General features: G+C 39.5%; 17 protein-coding genes, 1 pseudogene and 2 riboswitches. All 18 genes and pseudogenes read left to right on the forward strand.

Annotation, left to right across the window (positions count from 1 at the left end; all coding sequences use genetic code 11):
- Positions 1-43 precede the first annotated feature (43 nt).
- A riboswitch (SAM riboswitch) is annotated at positions 44-152 on the forward strand.
- Positions 153-257: 105 nt separating this feature from the next.
- The 18 genes and pseudogenes from M44_RS16460 to M44_RS23905 all read left to right on the forward strand — a co-directional run bounded on the left by M44_RS16460 (position 258) and on the right by M44_RS23905 (position 17,242).
- A complete protein-coding gene (locus M44_RS16460) occupies positions 258-1,283 on the forward strand; it encodes a methionine ABC transporter ATP-binding protein (RefSeq protein WP_010175372.1) in 1,026 nt (341 codons plus the stop codon).
- Positions 1,276-1,944 (forward strand): methionine ABC transporter permease, encoded by a 669-nt coding sequence (locus tag M44_RS16465; RefSeq protein ID WP_010175373.1) that lies wholly within the window; start codon positions 1,276-1,278, stop codon positions 1,942-1,944. Before M44_RS16460 ends, M44_RS16465 begins: the two co-directional genes overlap by 8 nt.
- A gap of 12 nt (positions 1,945-1,956) precedes the next feature.
- The gene (locus M44_RS16470; RefSeq protein ID WP_010175375.1) at positions 1,957-2,772 is read left to right on the forward strand and encodes a MetQ/NlpA family ABC transporter substrate-binding protein; all 816 of its coding nucleotides are present in this window, start codon (positions 1,957-1,959) and stop codon (positions 2,770-2,772) included.
- A gap of 208 nt (positions 2,773-2,980) precedes the next feature.
- Positions 2,981-3,337, forward strand: a complete 357-nt coding sequence (locus tag M44_RS16475; protein WP_010175377.1) for a carboxymuconolactone decarboxylase family protein — start codon at positions 2,981-2,983, stop codon at positions 3,335-3,337.
- A gap of 222 nt (positions 3,338-3,559) precedes the next feature.
- Positions 3,560-3,706, forward strand: a complete 147-nt coding sequence (locus M44_RS27365) for a YuzK family famiily protein (protein WP_010175378.1) — start codon at positions 3,560-3,562, stop codon at positions 3,704-3,706.
- Positions 3,707-4,083: 377 nt separating this feature from the next.
- Positions 4,084-4,869, forward strand: coding sequence for a Fe-S cluster assembly ATPase SufC (gene sufC, locus M44_RS16485; protein WP_010175380.1), 786 nt, complete (start codon positions 4,084-4,086; stop codon positions 4,867-4,869).
- A gap of 17 nt (positions 4,870-4,886) precedes the next feature.
- Positions 4,887-6,194 carry a Fe-S cluster assembly protein SufD gene (gene sufD, locus M44_RS16490; protein ID WP_010175382.1) on the forward strand — a complete coding sequence of 436 codons (1,308 nt, stop codon included), beginning with the start codon at positions 4,887-4,889 and terminating at the stop codon, positions 6,192-6,194.
- Positions 6,194-7,423, forward strand: a complete 1,230-nt coding sequence (locus M44_RS16495; protein ID WP_010175384.1) for a cysteine desulfurase — start codon at positions 6,194-6,196, stop codon at positions 7,421-7,423. Before sufD ends, M44_RS16495 begins: the two co-directional genes overlap by 1 nt.
- Entirely contained in the window at positions 7,413-7,856 is a 444-nt protein-coding gene (gene sufU / locus M44_RS16500; protein ID WP_010175386.1) for a Fe-S cluster assembly sulfur transfer protein SufU, read from the forward strand. Before M44_RS16495 ends, sufU begins: the two co-directional genes overlap by 11 nt.
- Before the next feature lie 19 nt (positions 7,857-7,875).
- On the forward strand, positions 7,876-9,279 hold the full coding sequence (gene sufB / locus M44_RS16505; protein ID WP_010175388.1) for a Fe-S cluster assembly protein SufB: 1,404 nt from the start codon (positions 7,876-7,878) through the stop codon (positions 9,277-9,279).
- A gap of 523 nt (positions 9,280-9,802) precedes the next feature.
- Positions 9,803-10,648 (forward strand): DUF72 domain-containing protein, encoded by an 846-nt coding sequence (locus M44_RS16515; protein WP_010175392.1) that lies wholly within the window; start codon positions 9,803-9,805, stop codon positions 10,646-10,648.
- Between the two features lie 18 nt (positions 10,649-10,666).
- The gene (locus M44_RS16520) at positions 10,667-11,488 is read left to right on the forward strand and encodes a sulfite exporter TauE/SafE family protein (protein ID WP_010175395.1); all 822 of its coding nucleotides are present in this window, start codon (positions 10,667-10,669) and stop codon (positions 11,486-11,488) included.
- 22 nt (positions 11,489-11,510) lie between these two features.
- Entirely contained in the window at positions 11,511-12,863 is a 1,353-nt protein-coding gene (locus M44_RS16525) for a bifunctional metallophosphatase/5'-nucleotidase (RefSeq protein WP_010175396.1), read from the forward strand.
- Between the two features lie 55 nt (positions 12,864-12,918).
- The gene (locus M44_RS16530) at positions 12,919-13,221 is read left to right on the forward strand and encodes a YunC family protein (protein ID WP_010175398.1); all 303 of its coding nucleotides are present in this window, start codon (positions 12,919-12,921) and stop codon (positions 13,219-13,221) included.
- A gap of 171 nt (positions 13,222-13,392) precedes the next feature.
- Positions 13,393-13,983: an HD-GYP domain-containing protein gene (locus M44_RS29615; protein WP_337444148.1), complete on the forward strand. Its 591-nt coding sequence runs from the start codon at positions 13,393-13,395 to the stop codon at positions 13,981-13,983.
- Positions 13,964-14,485 carry an HD-GYP domain-containing protein gene (locus M44_RS29620; protein WP_337444150.1) on the forward strand — a complete coding sequence of 174 codons (522 nt, stop codon included), beginning with the start codon at positions 13,964-13,966 and terminating at the stop codon, positions 14,483-14,485. The genes M44_RS29615 and M44_RS29620 overlap by 20 nt, the downstream gene beginning before the upstream one ends.
- A 58-nt stretch (positions 14,486-14,543) precedes the next feature.
- Entirely contained in the window at positions 14,544-15,290 is a 747-nt protein-coding gene (gene yunB, locus M44_RS16540) for a sporulation protein YunB (protein ID WP_010175400.1), read from the forward strand.
- Positions 15,291-15,391: 101 nt separating this feature from the next.
- Positions 15,392-15,573: riboswitch (Lysine riboswitch) on the forward strand.
- A gap of 120 nt (positions 15,574-15,693) precedes the next feature.
- Positions 15,694-17,242: pseudogene (locus tag M44_RS23905) on the forward strand (Na+/H+ antiporter NhaC family protein).
- Positions 17,243-17,762 lie beyond the last annotated feature (520 nt).

The following is a 17,762-nucleotide window of genomic DNA, read 5'->3' on the forward strand; positions in this document are numbered from 1 at the left end:
ACTGCTTAATCGTGTTATCGATTTAATTGAATAAAGTATTGTTCTCTTATTACGAGAGGTGGAGGGAAGTGCCCTGCGAAGCCCGGCAACCGTCAATCTAAGATTGAAATGGTGCCAATTCACTCAAAGCTATATGCTTTGAAAGATGAGAGAAAGGTAGATTACTATTTTATGCCTTTCTGCTCTTCTGCAGAAAGGCATTTTTGTATTTTTGGGAACAGTAGTGAATAGATAGAATTTTTGAAAGAGGTGGTAACGTGATTACCCTATCCCATGTTAAAAAAATATTTCAATCCAAGTCAGGGCCACTTACAGCCGTTAATGATGTGAATCTTTCCATTCCAGAAGGTGAAATCTTTGGAGTGATTGGATATAGTGGTGCAGGTAAAAGTACACTAATTCGTATGCTTAACGGATTAGAGGTTCCATCCGATGGAACGGTCGATGTCAATGGACAAATCGTTTCGAAGATTAAAGGAAAACAGTTAAGACAGGCTAGACAAGATATCTCGATGATCTTTCAACATTTCAATCTTTTATGGTCAAGAACGGTTCGTGATAACATTGCATTTCCATTAGAAATTGCAGGTGTTGAAAAGGAAGAACGATACAAGAGAGTGGATGAATTAATTAAGCTTGTCGGATTAGAGGGACGTGAAGAATCGTACCCTTCCCAATTAAGTGGTGGTCAAAAACAGCGTGTTGGTATTGCAAGAGCGTTAGCTAACCAACCAAAAGTATTACTATGTGATGAGGCAACTTCTGCTTTAGATCCAGAAACAACAGACAGTATTTTAGACTTATTAGTAGATATCAACAAAAAATTTGGTCTTACGATTGTACTTATTACACACGAAATGCATGTGATTAAAAAGATTTGCCACCGTGTAGCCGTGATGGAAAGTGGTCAAGTAGTAGAACTTGGTGAAGTGTTAGACGTCTTCAGAAATCCGAAAGAACCCATTACAAAACGATTCGTTCAACAGCTTACAGAGGGAGAAGAAACAGAGGCCTCTATTCATCAAGTACTTGAAAGTTATCCGAATGGTACTATCCTTCGAGTGTCTTTCTTAGAAGATGCAACGGAGCAACCTTATATTTCACGGTTCATTCGAAAATTTGAGATTGATGTGAATATTTTACAAGGAAATATCACCCACACTCAAAAAGGTGCCATAGGAACGTTACTCATTCATATAGAAGGTTCAGAGGAAGAAACAACGAAAAGCATCGCTTACTTACAGGAGCAATCTCTTGGAGTGGAGGTGATTCAGCATGATTGAAGCGATTTTTCCTCATGTTAATTGGGATAAGATGTGGGAAGCCACTTTAGAAACTCTTTACATGACAGGGATGTCTGTTGGTATCACCTTTGTTATCGGTATTTTACTGGGACTCCTATTATTTTTAACTGCTCCAGGTAACCTTTGGCAGAATAAAGTGTTTTATGCGATTACGAGTGCGGTTGTGAACATATTTCGTTCCATACCATTTATTATTCTAATCGTTTTATTAATACCTTTTACCAAATTTCTATTAGATACCATTCGCGGTGCGAATGCGGCATTACCAGCTCTTATTATTGGAGCGGCACCATTTTATGCTCGAATGGTGGAAATCGCACTACGCGAAATTGATAAAGGGGTTATTGAGGCAGCGCGTAGTATGGGAGCAACAACTTGGACGATTATTCGTAAGGTTCTCATCCCAGAATCAATGCCTGCACTCATTTCAGGTATTACTGTAACAGCGATTGCTTTAGTTGGATATACAGCAATGGCTGGGGTTATCGGTGCCGGAGGACTAGGAAATCTTGCATTTTTAGATGGATTCCAACGTGGTCGTGATGATGTAACGTTGATGGCGACGATTGTCATATTGATTATTGTTTTTATCCTCCAAGCAATTGGAGATCTTATAACTAGAAAATTAGACAAACGATAGGAGAGGAAAAGAATGAAAAAATTCGTATCTGGTTTAGCGTTAGCATCAAGTGTATTCGTTTTAGGAGCATGTGGTAATGGAGGAGATTCAGAAGATAATGTATTAGTTGTAGGGGCATCTAATGTACCACACGCTGAAATCTTAGAAGAAGCAAAGCCGTTATTTGAAGAAAAAGGTTTCGAGCTACAAATTGAAACATATCAAGACTACGTTTTACCAAATCAAGATTTAGAAAATGGTGATTTGGACGCAAACTATTTTCAACACGTTCCTTATTTAGAAAGTCAAATTGCTGATCATGGCTATGACTTTGTGAATGCTGGTGGCATTCACGTAGAGCCAATTGGAGTGTACTCTAAAAAGTTTTCATCATTAGAAGAACTTCCAGACGGAGCGGTTATCCTTATGAGTAACTCTGTTGCAGACCATGGACGAATTTTAACAATGCTAGAAGCAAAAGGTCTGATTACTCTTAATGAAGGTGTGGAGAAAACAGCAGCTACAATTGAAGATATCGCAGAAAATCCGAAAAATTTAGTGTTTGATTATGAATATGAAGCAGCACTTCTTCCACAGCTATACGAAAATGAAGAAGGCGACGCTGTACTGATTAACTCTAACTACGCAATTGATGCAGGCTTAAACCCTATGGAAGATTCTATTGCTCTTGAAGATAGTGAGTCTCCATACGTGAACATTATCGCGGTTAACAATGGTGACGAAGAAAGTGAAGCGGTGAAAGCGTTAGTGGAAGTTTTACGCTCTGAAGAAATCCAAGAATTCATTCTTGCAGAGTGGAGCGGGTCTGTAGTCCCTGTAAAAGAATAATATGGAATAAGTAGGCAGTGGCTATTTTGGCCATTGTCTTTTTTTCGAAAACAATTTATACCCTTCATGTTAAAGAATGTCTACATATTAAATTCATTCAACGAACTAAGGAGTTAAAATTGAATAGCTGACTTCTTTTTAACATACTTCTCCCTCACTTTGCTCATACTATCGTTGAAAGATTTTATGCTAAAAGGAGTGGGTGTGTGTGACACAAGAGCCTAGAAACTTAACAGAAGAAGCGCTTCAAGATTATAAGGCAGGGTTAGGGGTATTTTCTGAAAAAATGCCAGAGCTCGCAAAAAAATATAATGACTTTACAGGCGAATGTTTTAAAGAGGGTAAGCTTTCAAAGAAAGAAAAACATCTTATTGCGTTAGGGATTGCGATATTTTCTCAAGATGAATACTGCATTATTTATCACACAAAAGGGTGCGTAGATCAAGGATGTACGGAAGATGAAGTATTAGAAGCTGTTGGGGTGACCGCTGCTTTCGGTGGGGGAGCAGCGATGAGTCAAAGTGTAACCCTTGTCCAAGAAGCTTATCAAGATTTAAAGGAATGAATGAACTGAAGGATTCGGCTGGATTTTGATTGTATTTTACGAACGAATGCTAATAGTGCGATGTAATAGGAGAGTAACAAGGAATATAGAGGATAATCCTGTTTATAACGTTTTGTTCTATTTACATTGGGGTAGTAAAATAAATGAGTATCCAAAAACCGAAAGGAATGGTTCATTATTAGCCAGTTAGATCTAAACTATACGAGTGAGATGGAAAAAGCGATGTTCGGAGCACATGGAGTAGGGTATGAAGTTTACAACCGAAAACATGAAGTAAGGATGCGAATCGAAAAAAAGCGAGAAGAAGAGTATCGTAAATCCAGACGTATGGTTGCGGCGATGGACAGGATAGCACATGGAAATGCTTAGTGAATTATAATAGAAGAAACCGGCTCAAACGCTTGAGTCGGTTTTTTATTTTATTTAAAGTCAAGGAGAGTCACAGAGAAGGGCCATCACATACGTTAGATTAATTAGAGATCGTCGTAAATAATGTGAAGAGGATTTAAGTTTATATTGAATAAAGAAGGATGAAAAATATCTAGAAAGCCAAAATAGGTAAGTGAAGTGGACTAAGCCTTGTTTTTACTATCACGGTAGTGAAAATAAAGATAGAAAAGTTGATAAAGGAATCTGTTTGTTATAAGATTGTAATGAGAATAAATTGAGAATAATTCTTATATAGATTATAATAAGAATAACTTTAGAATAATTCTAAATAACATAATGTTTTGGAGGTAGTATTAATGGCTGGTTCAACGTTAAAGATTCAAGATCTTCATGTAGAGATCGAAGGCAAAGAAATCCTAAAGGGTGTTAATCTTGAAGTAAAAGGTGGAGAAATTCACGCAATCATGGGTCCAAACGGTACAGGTAAATCTACTTTATCTTCTGCTATCATGGGTCATCCTAAATATGAAGTAACAAGTGGTTCAATTGAATTAGACGGTAATGATGTACTCGAAATGGAAGTAGATGAGCGCGCTCGTGCAGGTCTTTTCTTAGCTATGCAATATCCAAGTGAAATTTCAGGGGTAACAAATGCGGACTTCTTGCGTTCTGCAATTAATTCTCGTCGCGAAGAAGGAGAAGAAATCTCTCTCATGAAATTTATCCGTGAAATGGATAACAAAATGGATCTATTAGAAATGGACCCTGACATGGCTCAGCGTTACTTAAACGAAGGTTTCTCCGGTGGGGAAAAGAAGCGTAATGAAATCCTTCAATTAATGATGATTCAACCTAAAATTGCTATCTTAGATGAGATTGATTCTGGTCTTGATATTGATGCACTTAAAGTTGTTTCTAAAGGGATTAACGAAATGCGTGGATCTGATTTTGGTTGCCTAATGATTACTCACTACCAACGTCTACTTAACTATATCACTCCTGATGTTGTTCACGTTATGATGCAAGGTCGTATTGTGAAAACAGGCGGACCTGAGCTTGCACAGCGTTTAGAAGCAGAAGGATACGAGTGGATTAAACAAGAATTAGGTATTGAAGACGAAACTGTTGGCCAAGAAGCGTAATTGTTAGGAGGAGGAATATGACTGTGGAAACGAAACTATCGGTAGATGTAGAGTACGTAAACACATTCTCCACTAACTCTGGAGAAGCAGCTTGGTTAACTACTCTACGTAAGGAAGCGTTTGAGAAAGCACTAGACCTTCCTATGCCTAAACCAGATAAAACAAAAATTGATAACTGGAATTTTACTTCTTTTGAACAACATGCAGTGGAAAGTACAGTATTCTCTTCACTAAATGAACTTCCAGAAGAAGTCAAAGCTCTTGTTAATACAGAAGATACTAAAAACGTATACATTCAACGCAATAACACACCAGCTTATGTTTCTTTATCAGAAGATTTAGCTTCTAAAGGAGTCATTTTCACAGATATTTTAACAGCAGCTAAAAACCACAGCGAACTAGTAGCTCAATACTTCATGAAAGACTGTGTAAAAGTTGATGAGCATAAGCTAACGGCTTTACATGCGGCTTTGATGAACGGTGGGGCATTCTTATATGTTCCTAAAAATGTAATCATTGAAGAGCCAATCCAAGCGATTTATTTACTAGATAATGAAAAAACGACACTATTTAATCACGTTTTAGTGGTTGCAGAGGATAACAGCTCTGTCACGTATGTAGAAAACTATATATCTACTACAGAAGTAGAAAATGGTGTAGCGAACATCATTACTGAAGTTATTGCTGGTAACAATGCGAAGGTTGCCTACGGTGCTGTTGATACGTTAGCAAAGGGATACACTACGTATGTGAACCGTCGTGGAATTGCTGGACGAGATGCAAAAATCGAGTGGGCACTAGGTTTAATGAATGATGGTAACACAGTCTCTGAGAACGTGACGAACTTGATGGGTGACGGTTCGTTTGGAGATACAAAAACGGTTGTAGTTGGTCGTGGAAATCAAAAACAAAATTTCACAACAAAAGTTGTTCACTTTGGTAAAAATTCTGAAGGGTACATTTTAAAGCACGGAGTGATGAAAGATGAAGCAAGCTCGATTTTCAACGGGATTGGAAAAATTGAGCACGGTGCTTCTAAATCGAATGCAGAGCAAGAATCTCGCGTGTTAATGCTTAGTGAAAAAGCTCGTGGAGACGCGAACCCTATTCTTCTAATTGATGAAGATGATGTAACAGCAGGTCACGCTGCATCTGTTGGTCGTGTAGACCCACTTCAGCTGTACTATTTAATGAGCCGAGGAATTTCACAAACTGAAGCAGAGCGTCTAGTCATTCACGGTTTCCTTGCACCAGTTGTAAAAGAGCTTCCAATCGAGGGAGTTAAAAAGCAATTAGTCGAGGTTATTGAAAGGAAAGTACGATAATGAACGTTCAAGAAGTACGCAAAATGTTTCCGATCTTAAATCAAGAGGTGAATGGTTCACCTCTTGTGTATTTGGACAGTGCAGCTACTTCGCAAAAGCCTATCCAAGTGATTGAGGCTTTAGAGCGTTACTACCGAGAGTACAATTCGAACGTACACCGAGGTGTTCATACTTTAGGTACAAGAGCAACAGATGGGTACGAAGGCGCTCGCGAAAAGGTACGAACGTTCATTAATGCAAAACGTACGGAAGAAATTATTTTTACTCGCGGAACGACCACTGCGCTTAATTTGGTAGCACAAAGCTATGGACTGGCGAATGTTCGTGAAGGTGACGAAATTGTTATTACGTACATGGAGCATCATAGTAATATCATACCTTGGCAACAAGTAGCGAAATTAACTCGTGCCACTTTAAAGTATATTCCTCTGCAAGAAGACGGTACGATTGCATTAGAGGATGTACGTTCTACCGTTACGCAGAACACAAAAATTGTTTCGGTTATGCAAGTATCTAATGTACTTGGTACCATGAATCCTATTAAAGAAATCGCTCAAATCGCTCATGAAAAGGGTGCGATCATGGTCGTAGATGGTGCGCAATCTTCTCCTCATATGAAAGTAGATGTGCAAGATTTAGACTGTGATTTTTTTGCTCTTTCTGGTCATAAAATGTGTGGACCAACAGGGATTGGCGCATTATATGGGAGGAAAGAACTCTTAGATCGAATGGAACCAATCGAATTCGGTGGAGAAATGATTGATTTCGTCGGATTACAAGAGTCGACTTGGAAGGAGCTTCCTTGGAAGTTTGAAGGTGGAACTCCTATAATTGCAGGAGCGATTGGTCTCGGAGCTGCGATTGATTTCCTAGAAGAGATTGGACTGGAACATATAGAGAAGCATGAACATAAATTAGCTGCTTATGCGCTAGATAGAATGTCACAAATTGAAGGCATGACCATATACGGACCTAAAAATCCAAGTGAACGTGCAGGTCTAGTTACCTTTAATATCGATGATGTGCATCCTCACGATGTGGCAACGGTACTAGATGCAGATGGAATTGCGGTTCGTGCAGGTCATCACTGTGCGCAACCATTAATGAAGTGGCTAAAGGTTTCTGCAACTGCTCGTGCCAGCTTCTACCTGTATAACACGGAGGAAGATATTGATAAACTGGTAGAAGGACTTGTCAAAACAAAGGAGTACTTTAGCGATGTCTTTTAATAATTTAGATACCCTTTATCGCCAAGTCATTATGGACCACTACAAGAACCCTCGAAACAAAGGATCGTTGGATGATAGCAGCTTGACTATTGATATGAATAATCCAACTTGTGGAGACCGTATTCATCTTACGTTAAAAGTAGAGGACGGCGTAGTGCAAGATGCAAAGTTTGACGGAGAAGGTTGTTCCATTTCCATGGCTTCTGCATCCATGATGACACAAGTGGTAAAAGGGAAAGATATAGATACAGCTTTAAAACTATCTTCCATTTTTTCTGATATGATGCAAGGAAAAGAACTAAGCGAAGAAGTTGATCTTGGAGATATTGAAGCACTTCAAGGAGTAGCCAAATTTCCTGCACGTATTAAATGTGCAACCCTTCCTTGGAAGGCCATGGAAAAAGGCGTGAACGAAGAAAATATTGGCGAATGAGCCTAGGAATGGAGGAGTTATGACATGGCAAAAGAAAATGCCTGAAATAGGAGATTATAAGTATGGCTTTAGCGATCGCGACGTATCGATCTTCCGTTCAGAACGTGGACTAACTCGTGAAATTGTTGAAGAAATCTCTCGTATGAAAGAAGAGCCTCAGTGGATGTTAGACTTCCGTTTAAAATCTCTTGAGCACTTTTACAATATGCCAATGCCACAGTGGGGGGGGGATTTAAACTCACTTAATTTCGATGAGATTACGTACTATGTTAAACCATCTGAAAAATCTGAGCGCTCTTGGGATGAAGTTCCAGAAGAAATCAAGCAAACATTTGATAAGCTTGGTATCCCTGAAGCTGAGCAAAAATATCTTGCAGGGGTATCTGCTCAGTACGAATCTGAAGTAGTCTACCACAACATGCAAGAAGACCTAGAAGAGATGGGTATCGTCTTTAAAGACACAGATTCTGCTCTTAAAGAAAATGAAGAGTTATTCCGTGAGCACTGGGCAAAAGTTATTCCTCCAACGGATAACAAATTCTCAGCTCTTAACTCGGCAGTTTGGTCTGGTGGGTCTTTCATTTACGTACCAAAGGGTATAAAAGTAGAAACACCTCTACAAGCGTATTTCCGTATTAACTCTGAGAATATGGGTCAGTTCGAACGTACGTTAATTATCGTAGATGAAGGGGCGCACGTACACTATGTAGAAGGATGTACAGCACCTGTCTATACGACCAACTCCCTTCACTCAGCGGTTGTTGAAATTATCATTAAAAAAGATGCATACTGCCGTTACACAACGATTCAAAACTGGGCGAATAATGTTTACAACCTAGTAACGAAGCGTGCTGTGTGTGAAGAAAACGCAACAATGGAATGGATTGATGGGAACATCGGTTCTAAACTGACAATGAAATACCCTGCGGTTGTTTTAAAAGGTGAAGGCGCTCGTGGTATGACACTTTCCATTGCACTTGCTGGAAAAGGTCAACACCAAGACGCAGGAGCGAAAATGATTCACTTAGCTCCAAACACATCTTCTACCATCGTATCAAAATCCATCTCTAAACAAGGTGGTAAAGTAACATACCGTGGTATCGTTCACTTTGGACGTAAAGCAGATGGCGCACGTTCTAACATCGAGTGCGATACGCTTATCATGGATAACCAATCGACGTCAGATACAATCCCTTACAATGAGATCTTAAATGATAACATCTCACTTGAGCACGAAGCGAAGGTATCAAAAGTATCTGAAGAACAATTATTCTATCTCATGAGCCGTGGTATCTCTGAAGAAGAAGCAACAGAAATGATCGTAATGGGCTTCATCGAGCCATTTACAAAAGAGCTTCCAATGGAATATGCCGTTGAAATGAACCGTCTGATTAAGTTCGAGATGGAAGGGTCTATTGGATAATAGATAAAATTACGGAACTGCCTGAAAATTTTTTCGGGCAGTTTTTTTGTTGGTTAAGAAGAGAGGAATCAGGTAGTAATATGGTATCGACCGGATGAATAGTGGATATCAAGTCGCCCTCAATAACGGAAGCCCCGCCCACCAAGTGAGAGAAAGCGCCCACTGGAAGAGAATAATAGCTCAGTCCAAGATATGCAAAGGGTAAACCGCCCAAAGTAAGTCCAAGGAAGCCCACCCAAAGAAAAACCCCGCCCACCAAGTGAGAGAAAGCGCCCACTGGAAGAGAATAATAGCTCAGTCCAAGATATGCAAAGGGTAAACCGCCCAAAGTGAGTCCAAGGAAGCCCACCCAAAGAGAAACCCCGCCCACCAAGTGAGAGAAAGAGCCCACCGGAAGAGAATAATATCTCAGTCAATGATTAGTACCGTACACTAAATGGAAAAAACTCCTTACCACCAACTCTTCCCCCATGAGAATAAGGCAGAACTTATGATACAATAAACGTGTAAAGTAGGTGGGAGCATGATTTATATAGGTGTGACCGGCTGGGGAGATCAAGATTCCTTATATGCCTCTCACATAAAACCGAAAGACAAGCTAAAGGAATATGCAACACACTTTCCAATTGTGGAGGTAGATGCTTCATTTTATGCGGTTCAGCCCTTGCGTAACAGTGAGAAATGGGTGAAGGATACGCCAGCAGATTTTCAATTCGTTGTGAAGGCGTATCAAGGGATGACAGGTCATGAGAGGGGAGAAATTCCTTTTAAATCAAAAGAGGAAATGTTTCATGAGTTTAAGCAATCACTTACACCATATTTGACTACAGGCAAACTTGCTATGGTCCTTTTTCAGTTTCCTCCATGGTTCCGCTGCTCTAAGGAAAACGTAGAGTATTTACGGTTTTGTAAAAGCCAAATGGGCAATATTTCATGTGCTTTAGAATTTAGACATCAATCCTGGTTCGAGCAGGAATACTACACTAAAACGTTAGCCTTTATGGAAAAGGAACAATGGATTCACAGTATTTGTGATGAACCACAAGCAGGCTCTGGTTCTGTCCCTATTATCATAAAGGCAACTCATGGAACATCCACATTAGTAAGGTTTCATGGAAGAAACCAGCACGGCTGGAATGCGTCTGGTCAGAAGAACTGGAGAGATGTAAGGTACTTATATCGCTACAATCACCATGAATTAAACGCGTGGAAAGATTTTGTCACTCAGCTTCAACAAGAGAGTGAACATGTGTATCTTTTGTTTAACAATAATTCTGGCGGAGATGCAGCAGATAACGCGAAGATGATGATGGATATTCTAAGGATAGAGTATCACAATTTGGCACCAAGGCAATTAGACTTATTTTAACCGCTAGGAGATGGCAGAATGGAATGGATTGTATTAGTGTTTATTGGACTTTTTGCTGGGGCATTAGGTGCTTTAGCAGGTCTTGGAGGCGGAGTTATTATTGTACCCGCTTTATTGTTTTTTGGAGGAATGTCTTTCTTCACTGGAGAAATGACACCTCAGATTGCTGTTGGAACTTCTCTCGTTATCATGATTTTTACAGGACTTTCTTCAACGCTGTCGTATTTGAAGAGAGGAACAGTGGATTATAAGAGTGGTCTTTTATTTTTTGCTGGTAGCGGGCCTGGTGGAATCGTTGGAGCGTGGATTAATAAAGGACTAGATATGGATAGCTTTACTCTTTATTTTGGATTCTTTATGATTTTTATTTCAATTATTTTAATGGTACGAAATAAATTAAAACCTTTTCCTTTTGCACAAAAAGGGAAAAAGCGTTCATTCCAAGATGCTGATGGTAATACATATGAATATCATATACAACCAGTTATAGCGATAGCAAGTGCATTTATTGTTGGACTTACTTCGGGTCTATTTGGGATTGGTGGAGGCTCCCTAATGGTGCCTGCTATGATATTATTGTTCTTATTTCCACCACATGTGGCAGTGGCAACGAGTATGTTTATGATCTTCTTGTCTGCCATTGTTAGTTCTGTTACGCATATTGCGTTCGGAAATGTTGATTGGTTATACGCTTTGGCTTTAATTCCAGGGGCTTGGCTTGGAGCAAAGCTTGGTGCTTACTTAAATAGTAGACTTCAATCGGACTCACTCGTTATGGTTCTTCGCATTATTCTTATTTTAGTTGGAGCACAGTTAATCTACCAAGGGCTCGTTGGATAATTGAACACTGGGGGAAATGTGGATGAAAGAGACCATACATATTTATCACACAAACGACCTACATAGCCATTTTGAACAATGGCCTAAGATTAAAAGATATCTACATGAAAAGAAAAAAGACCACTCGGTTCATAACGAAACAGTTTTCATGTTTGACATAGGCGATCACGCAGACCGGTTTCATCCTTTAACAGAAGGTACAGGAGGAAAAGGGAATATCCAATTGATGAATGAAATTGGATATGACGCGGTTACGATTGGCAATAACGAAGGAATCACGTTTTCTTATGATGAATTATCTTCCATGTATCGTGCTGCTAACTTCCCTGTCGTAGTGTCTAATCTGTTTGAATTGCATGGGGATCGCCCAAAGTGGACGGTGCCTCATATTATTCTTGAATCTAAAACGGGATTTAGATTAGCTGTAATAGGGGTTACGGCCTATTATGAACATTTCTATGAAAAGCTTGGATGGAGAGTTACTCCTCCAATGGAAGAAGTGGAAATTGAACTGCAACGCTTAAAAGGCCAGTATGATGGGCTCGTATTATTATCTCATTTAGGTTTAGCTGATGATGAGTGGATAGGGTCTGAGTATAGTCAAGTCGATCTGATTTTAGGTGGGCATACTCATCATGTATTAAAGCAAGGCAAAGACGTGAATGGTACGTTGCTAGGAGCTGCGGGGAAATATGGATATTTTATAGGTCATATGGAAATCGAAATTAGTGATGATCATAAGATTTTATCTAAAAGGGCTGAACTCATCCATACGCAAGATCTACCAGAGGAAGAGGGAGATCAGGTCTACGTTCATCACTATTTATATGCGGGGCGAGAAAAGCTTAGTCGACAGGTAACGACTTTAACTCATCCACTTAAAAGTAATTGGTTCGATACTTCTCCACTCGGGCAGATATTATGCCAATCTATACATGAATGGACCAATGCAGATTGTACCATGATCAACGCAGGATTACTGATGGGTGACTTGGAAGAGGGGATGGTAACACGCTATGACCTTCATCAACTTCTTCCCCACCCTATTAATCCATGTGTTATTGAACTAAAGGGAAATGAATTGAAGGAAGTATTAAAGCAAAGTCTAAATTCAGATTGGACCTATTATGAATTGAAGGGGCTAGGATTTAGAGGGAAAGTGTTCGGCACAATGTTGTTCCATCATGTTGAGTTTGGCTCATCCATAAACCAAGTGTACGTAAAAGGAAAGGAAATTGAACCAAATAAAACGTACAGATTAGGTACGATTGATATGTTTACGTTTGGTCATTTCTTTCCAGAATTACAACGAGCGAAAAAGCATTATTATATGCCAGAATTTTTACGAGATGTGTTGGAAGAATCATTAAAATAATGACACAAAACCCCTTCCGTTTTCATACAGATAGGATGAAAGGGAGGGGGTTTTCGTGGTTGAACTATACCCTGTTGAAATTGAAGGTCATACGTTTACAGCTGTAACGGTGGCCCTACCCAAGACAAATCTTTTAGTTGTGACAAATGAAAAGGGCTATATCATGTGTGGTGCTTTAGATGTAGGTTTGTTAAATGAGAAGCTTTCAGATCGAGGAATTATATCAGGAAGAGCAGTAGGAGTGAAGACGATTCAACAACTGCTGGATGCACCTCTTGAATCGGTAACTGTTGAAGCAGAAAAATTAGGGATCACGGCTGGAACCATTGGAAGAGAAGCTCTTGTAAAGATGGTTTAGCAGAAAGAGAGGTTGCGAGCGTAACCTCTTTTTTTCTGTCAAAAACCGAATATTATCAAAGACAAAATAATTAACATTCATGAAAAGGTCTTGATATGAAACATACTGGAAACTTATAATAAAAGTATTAGACACCTTTGTCGGAATTTGGTGGGATATAGGAGATTACGGATGAGGCTTATTTCTACTCGGTCAATTAAACAAGGTATGGTATTAGGTAGCACGGTATATAATTCCAAAGGTCGAATTTTAATTAAAGAGGATATCGTGTTAACCAATAAAATGGCACAACGATTAGAAGAAATGGGTATTCGTTATATTTACATAAAAGATGAGCTTTCACAAGGGATTGAAATACAAGAACCGATTCCTAGTGAGCTTCGCATTAGCTCTATTAGAACAATTGAAGAAAGTTTCCTACAATTAGATGCGAATTCCCTATCTTCCAATTCATTAATATTTGAAAATAATTCGAAGCTCTATAAAAATCTAGTTCAATCTATTCTAGGAGAAATCAAAGATAATCATGATATTCAAACGGTTTTAAGCGATGTTGTAACCTATGACACTTACATTTTTCAGCATTCATTTAACGTAACGTTATATTCTTTAGCAATAGGAATGGAATTAGGGTTGTCAACAAAGCAGTTAGAATCTTTAGGTATTGGGGCTATCTTACACGATGTTGGAAAAATGTTAATTCCCGAAGAGGTATTATTTAAGCCTGGAAGGTTAACAGAAGATGAATTCCAAATTAATTAAAAAGCATTCGGAAGACGGCTATAATATATTAAGAAAGCTACATACCATCGATCTTGCGGTCGCCCATTGCGCTTTTCAGCATCATGAGAGGATAGATGGTTCAGGTTATCCACGAGGAATAAGAGAAGAGGAAATTCATCCATTTGCTAAAATTATTGCAGTAGCTGATGTCTTTGATGCGGTTACGTCCAATCGAGTATACCGTAATGCGATGTTACCTCATGAAGCGTTAGAAATATTGTATTCTGGTGCAGGCACTTTATTTGATACTAGGGCTGTAGAAGCGTTTAGAAAGTCTGTGGCGATTTATCCTACGGGTGTGACTGTACAGTTAAATGATAATCGTCGAGGAATTGTATCTGGGCAAAATAAGGGTCTTAATGATCGACCTATCATTCGCATTATTTCAGAAGATAATCATCCCGTTGAACCGTACGAGATTAATTTGTGTAACCAGCTCGATTTAGTGATTACGGATTGTCTTGCAACAATCTCAGAATAAATAAAAGATACGTATTCCTCTCCAAACAAGCATACACATGTACGGGGAGGAATTTTTTATGATGAAGATGAAAAGAAGGCGACTGGGTCCTTTACCATTTCGCTATGTGTTTTTATTAAGCTTTGTTTTTTTTTTATTTTCAACTGCATTTGGCGTTTGGTTAATTAATGAAGGCATCAAGCCTACATTGGTTAGCTATGCAAAAACACAAACAAATAAGATTGCTACACTCGTGATAAGTAAAGCAATTAATAAAAATGTGAACAGTGATATTAACCAGGCTGAATTATTTGAAGTAGTAGAAACATCAGACGGAAGCACGATCAATTTTAATACAGAGCTGATCAATCGAATGGCTGCCCAGACAACCAATCTCGTTCAATTAAATTTAGCTGCAGCTGAAAGAGGAGAAATTAAATCACTGGAGCATTTGTCTGATGTAGAGATTGATACAGAAGAAACGGTCAATGCAGATGGAATTGTATACTCAGTGCCATTAGGTCAAGCGACCAATAACGCATTACTCGGAAACCTTGGCCCAAAAGTTCCTATCCGATTTAATGCGATTGGGGATGTTCAATCCAATGCTGTCGGTATGATCGAACCATTTGGCATTAACAATGCGTTTGTAAAAATATTTATTCATATTGAAGTGAACGTTCAGATTATCATCCCTTTTGCAACGGAAACAACGACCGTGCAGCAGGAGATTCCAGTAGCTATGACCGTAATTAAAGGAAGTGTTCCCCAATTCTATAATGGTGGAGGAGAAAGCGATGCTAGTTTTGAAATACCTCTTCAGTAAAAGATGAAAGGGAATTTAGTAGGAACCTCTTGTGAAAAATATATAAACCTGTTACTATTATGGTACTATATTCATAACTTAATAGTAACCACATCAAAATCCGGTGGGGTAGAGGCGCAGATAAGAAGAGTATACTATGTGAGGATGACAACTGAGAACATAGTAGAAAGGATTATTTGCCGAAGTTTTATTAGATTGTCAAACTAGTAAGACTGGGGTTATCTTGAAAAAGGGTAACACTGTCATTGTAAGGGAATCCTTATAATGGGGAGCTACAGATCGTGATGGAGAATTGTTAATATACCACTTCTAGCGGTATTGATAGCATCTCTATCAATGCGGCTTTTTTGTATTCTTCGATCTTGCTTTCATGTCTCTCCCTGTCTACTACAAGGAGGAAACTATGGAAACCACATTTTTATCACTATTACCACCCCTTATTGCCATTGGAATGGCGATTATCACAAGAAAAGTTTTATTATCTTTAGGTGCTGGAATTGTAGCAGCTGGCCTAATACTATCCCAATTGAATATTGGAGAGTTTTTGCTATCGTTTGGAGTGCATTTGCAGGAATCTTTGTTGATAGTGGAGAGCTAAACACATGGAATGTGTACATTATTCTATTCTTGCTTCTACTTGGTGTATTGACGGCTTTTATCTCTATTTCCGGGGGGAGCCGTGCATTTGGAGATTGGGCGATGAAGCGAGTAAAACTCGTGTTGGTGCTCAAGTTTTAGCTGCAATCTTAGGTGTTATTATTTTTATCGATGATTACTTTAATGCGTTAGCAGTGGGTCAAGTAGCTAGACCCATTACAGATCGTCATAAAGTTTCTCGTGCAAAGCTTGCCTATATTATTGATTCGACGTCTGCACCGATTTGCGTAGTGTCTCCTGTATCTAGCTGGGGGGCATTTATCATTGCAATTATTGCTTCCATTATTGCAGAACAAGGATTATCAAATGTAAGTGCATTCTCTAGCTTCCTAAGCATAATTCCTATGAATTTATATGTATGGGCATCAATCGGTATTGTGTTAGTTGTTGCCTTTCGTAATGTAAATTTAGGACAAATGAAGATTCATGAAGAACGTGCTATTGTGAGTGGTGAGCTTTATGACCAAGAAAAAGAAATACCAGGCGAGCTTTCAAATGAACTACCTGAGAGTAAAAATGGTTCTGTAAAAGATTTAATAGTACCCATTTTGGCGCTAATGGTTGGAACGGTAGGTTCTATTATTTGGACGGGATACCAAGGAGCAGGAGAGTGGGCCATCCTTTCCATTTTAGAGAATACGGATCCTTCTGCTGCACTCCTATACGGTGGAATCATTGGGGTTGCGGTTGGCTTGGTTATGATTATGATTCAAGTAGTGAGAGATCAACTAGGAGCAAAGGTTCTAACTGTCGGTTTACTAGAGGGAATCAAGTCTATGCTTCCTGCTATCTATATCCTAATTTTGGCTTGGATGATTGTGTCATTAATTGGTGATTTAGGGACAGGAGAATTTTTAGCGGACATAGTGAGAGAATCCAATCTTTCGTTAGCTCTGTTACCATTCTTATTATTTCTTGTAGCCGGAGTTATGGCGTTTTCCACTGGAACCTCATGGGGCTCATTTGGAATTTTATTACCGATTGCTGGAGAGATTGTTGTAGCAACGGATGTGAACCTATTCCTTCCAGCATTAGCTGCTGTTTTAGCTGGAGCGGTTTTTGGTGATCATTGTTCACCAATCTCAGATACAACCATCTTATCTTCCACAGGGGCTGGAAGTAATCATATTGATCATGTCCTGACCCAACTTCCGTATGCAGTGATTGGAGCGGTTATGGCATCTGTTGGATATTTAGTCATGGGTCTAACATCAATTACTTGGCTAGGACTACTTACAGTACTAGTACTTGTTGGAGTCTTTGCCATTGTAGCCCCAAGACATGAAACGAATTAATTAGGGATAAAGAGTAGGTGTTTTTAGGATCGTCGTTATCCTGAGAACACCTGCTCTTTTTAGTTAGAGCGCCACCCAAGCCCGAGAAAAAGGGGAGAAGCGGCACGCGGGAGGAGCGCGCCACCCAAGCCAAGAAAAAGGAAGAAGAGGCACGCGTGTAGGCGAGCGCGCCACCCAAGCCCGAGAAAAAGGGGAGAAGCGGCACGCGTGTAGTCAAGCGCGCCACCCAAGCCCGAAAAAAAGGAAGAAGAGACACGCGAGGCCATGAGCGCGCCACCCAAGCCTGAGAAAAAGGGAAGAAGAGACACGCGAGGCCATGAGCGCGCCACCCAAGCACCTAAAAAAAAGAAAATGCAGACAAGCTAGGCCATATGCACGTACTCACCCGATCCAAACCCGAAAAAAGAAGTGGTCTACAAGAGATGTCACCTTCACACCTCGAAGTCAAAAGCTCCTAGCGAAGCCATTTTACGAAAATCCACCCCGATGTTTCACAAAGGGATTTTATCAATGAAAGGCA

Source organism: Bacillus coahuilensis m4-4, assembly GCF_000171615.1.
Lineage (GTDB): Bacteria > Bacillota > Bacilli > Bacillales > Bacillaceae_K > Bacillus_T > Bacillus_T coahuilensis.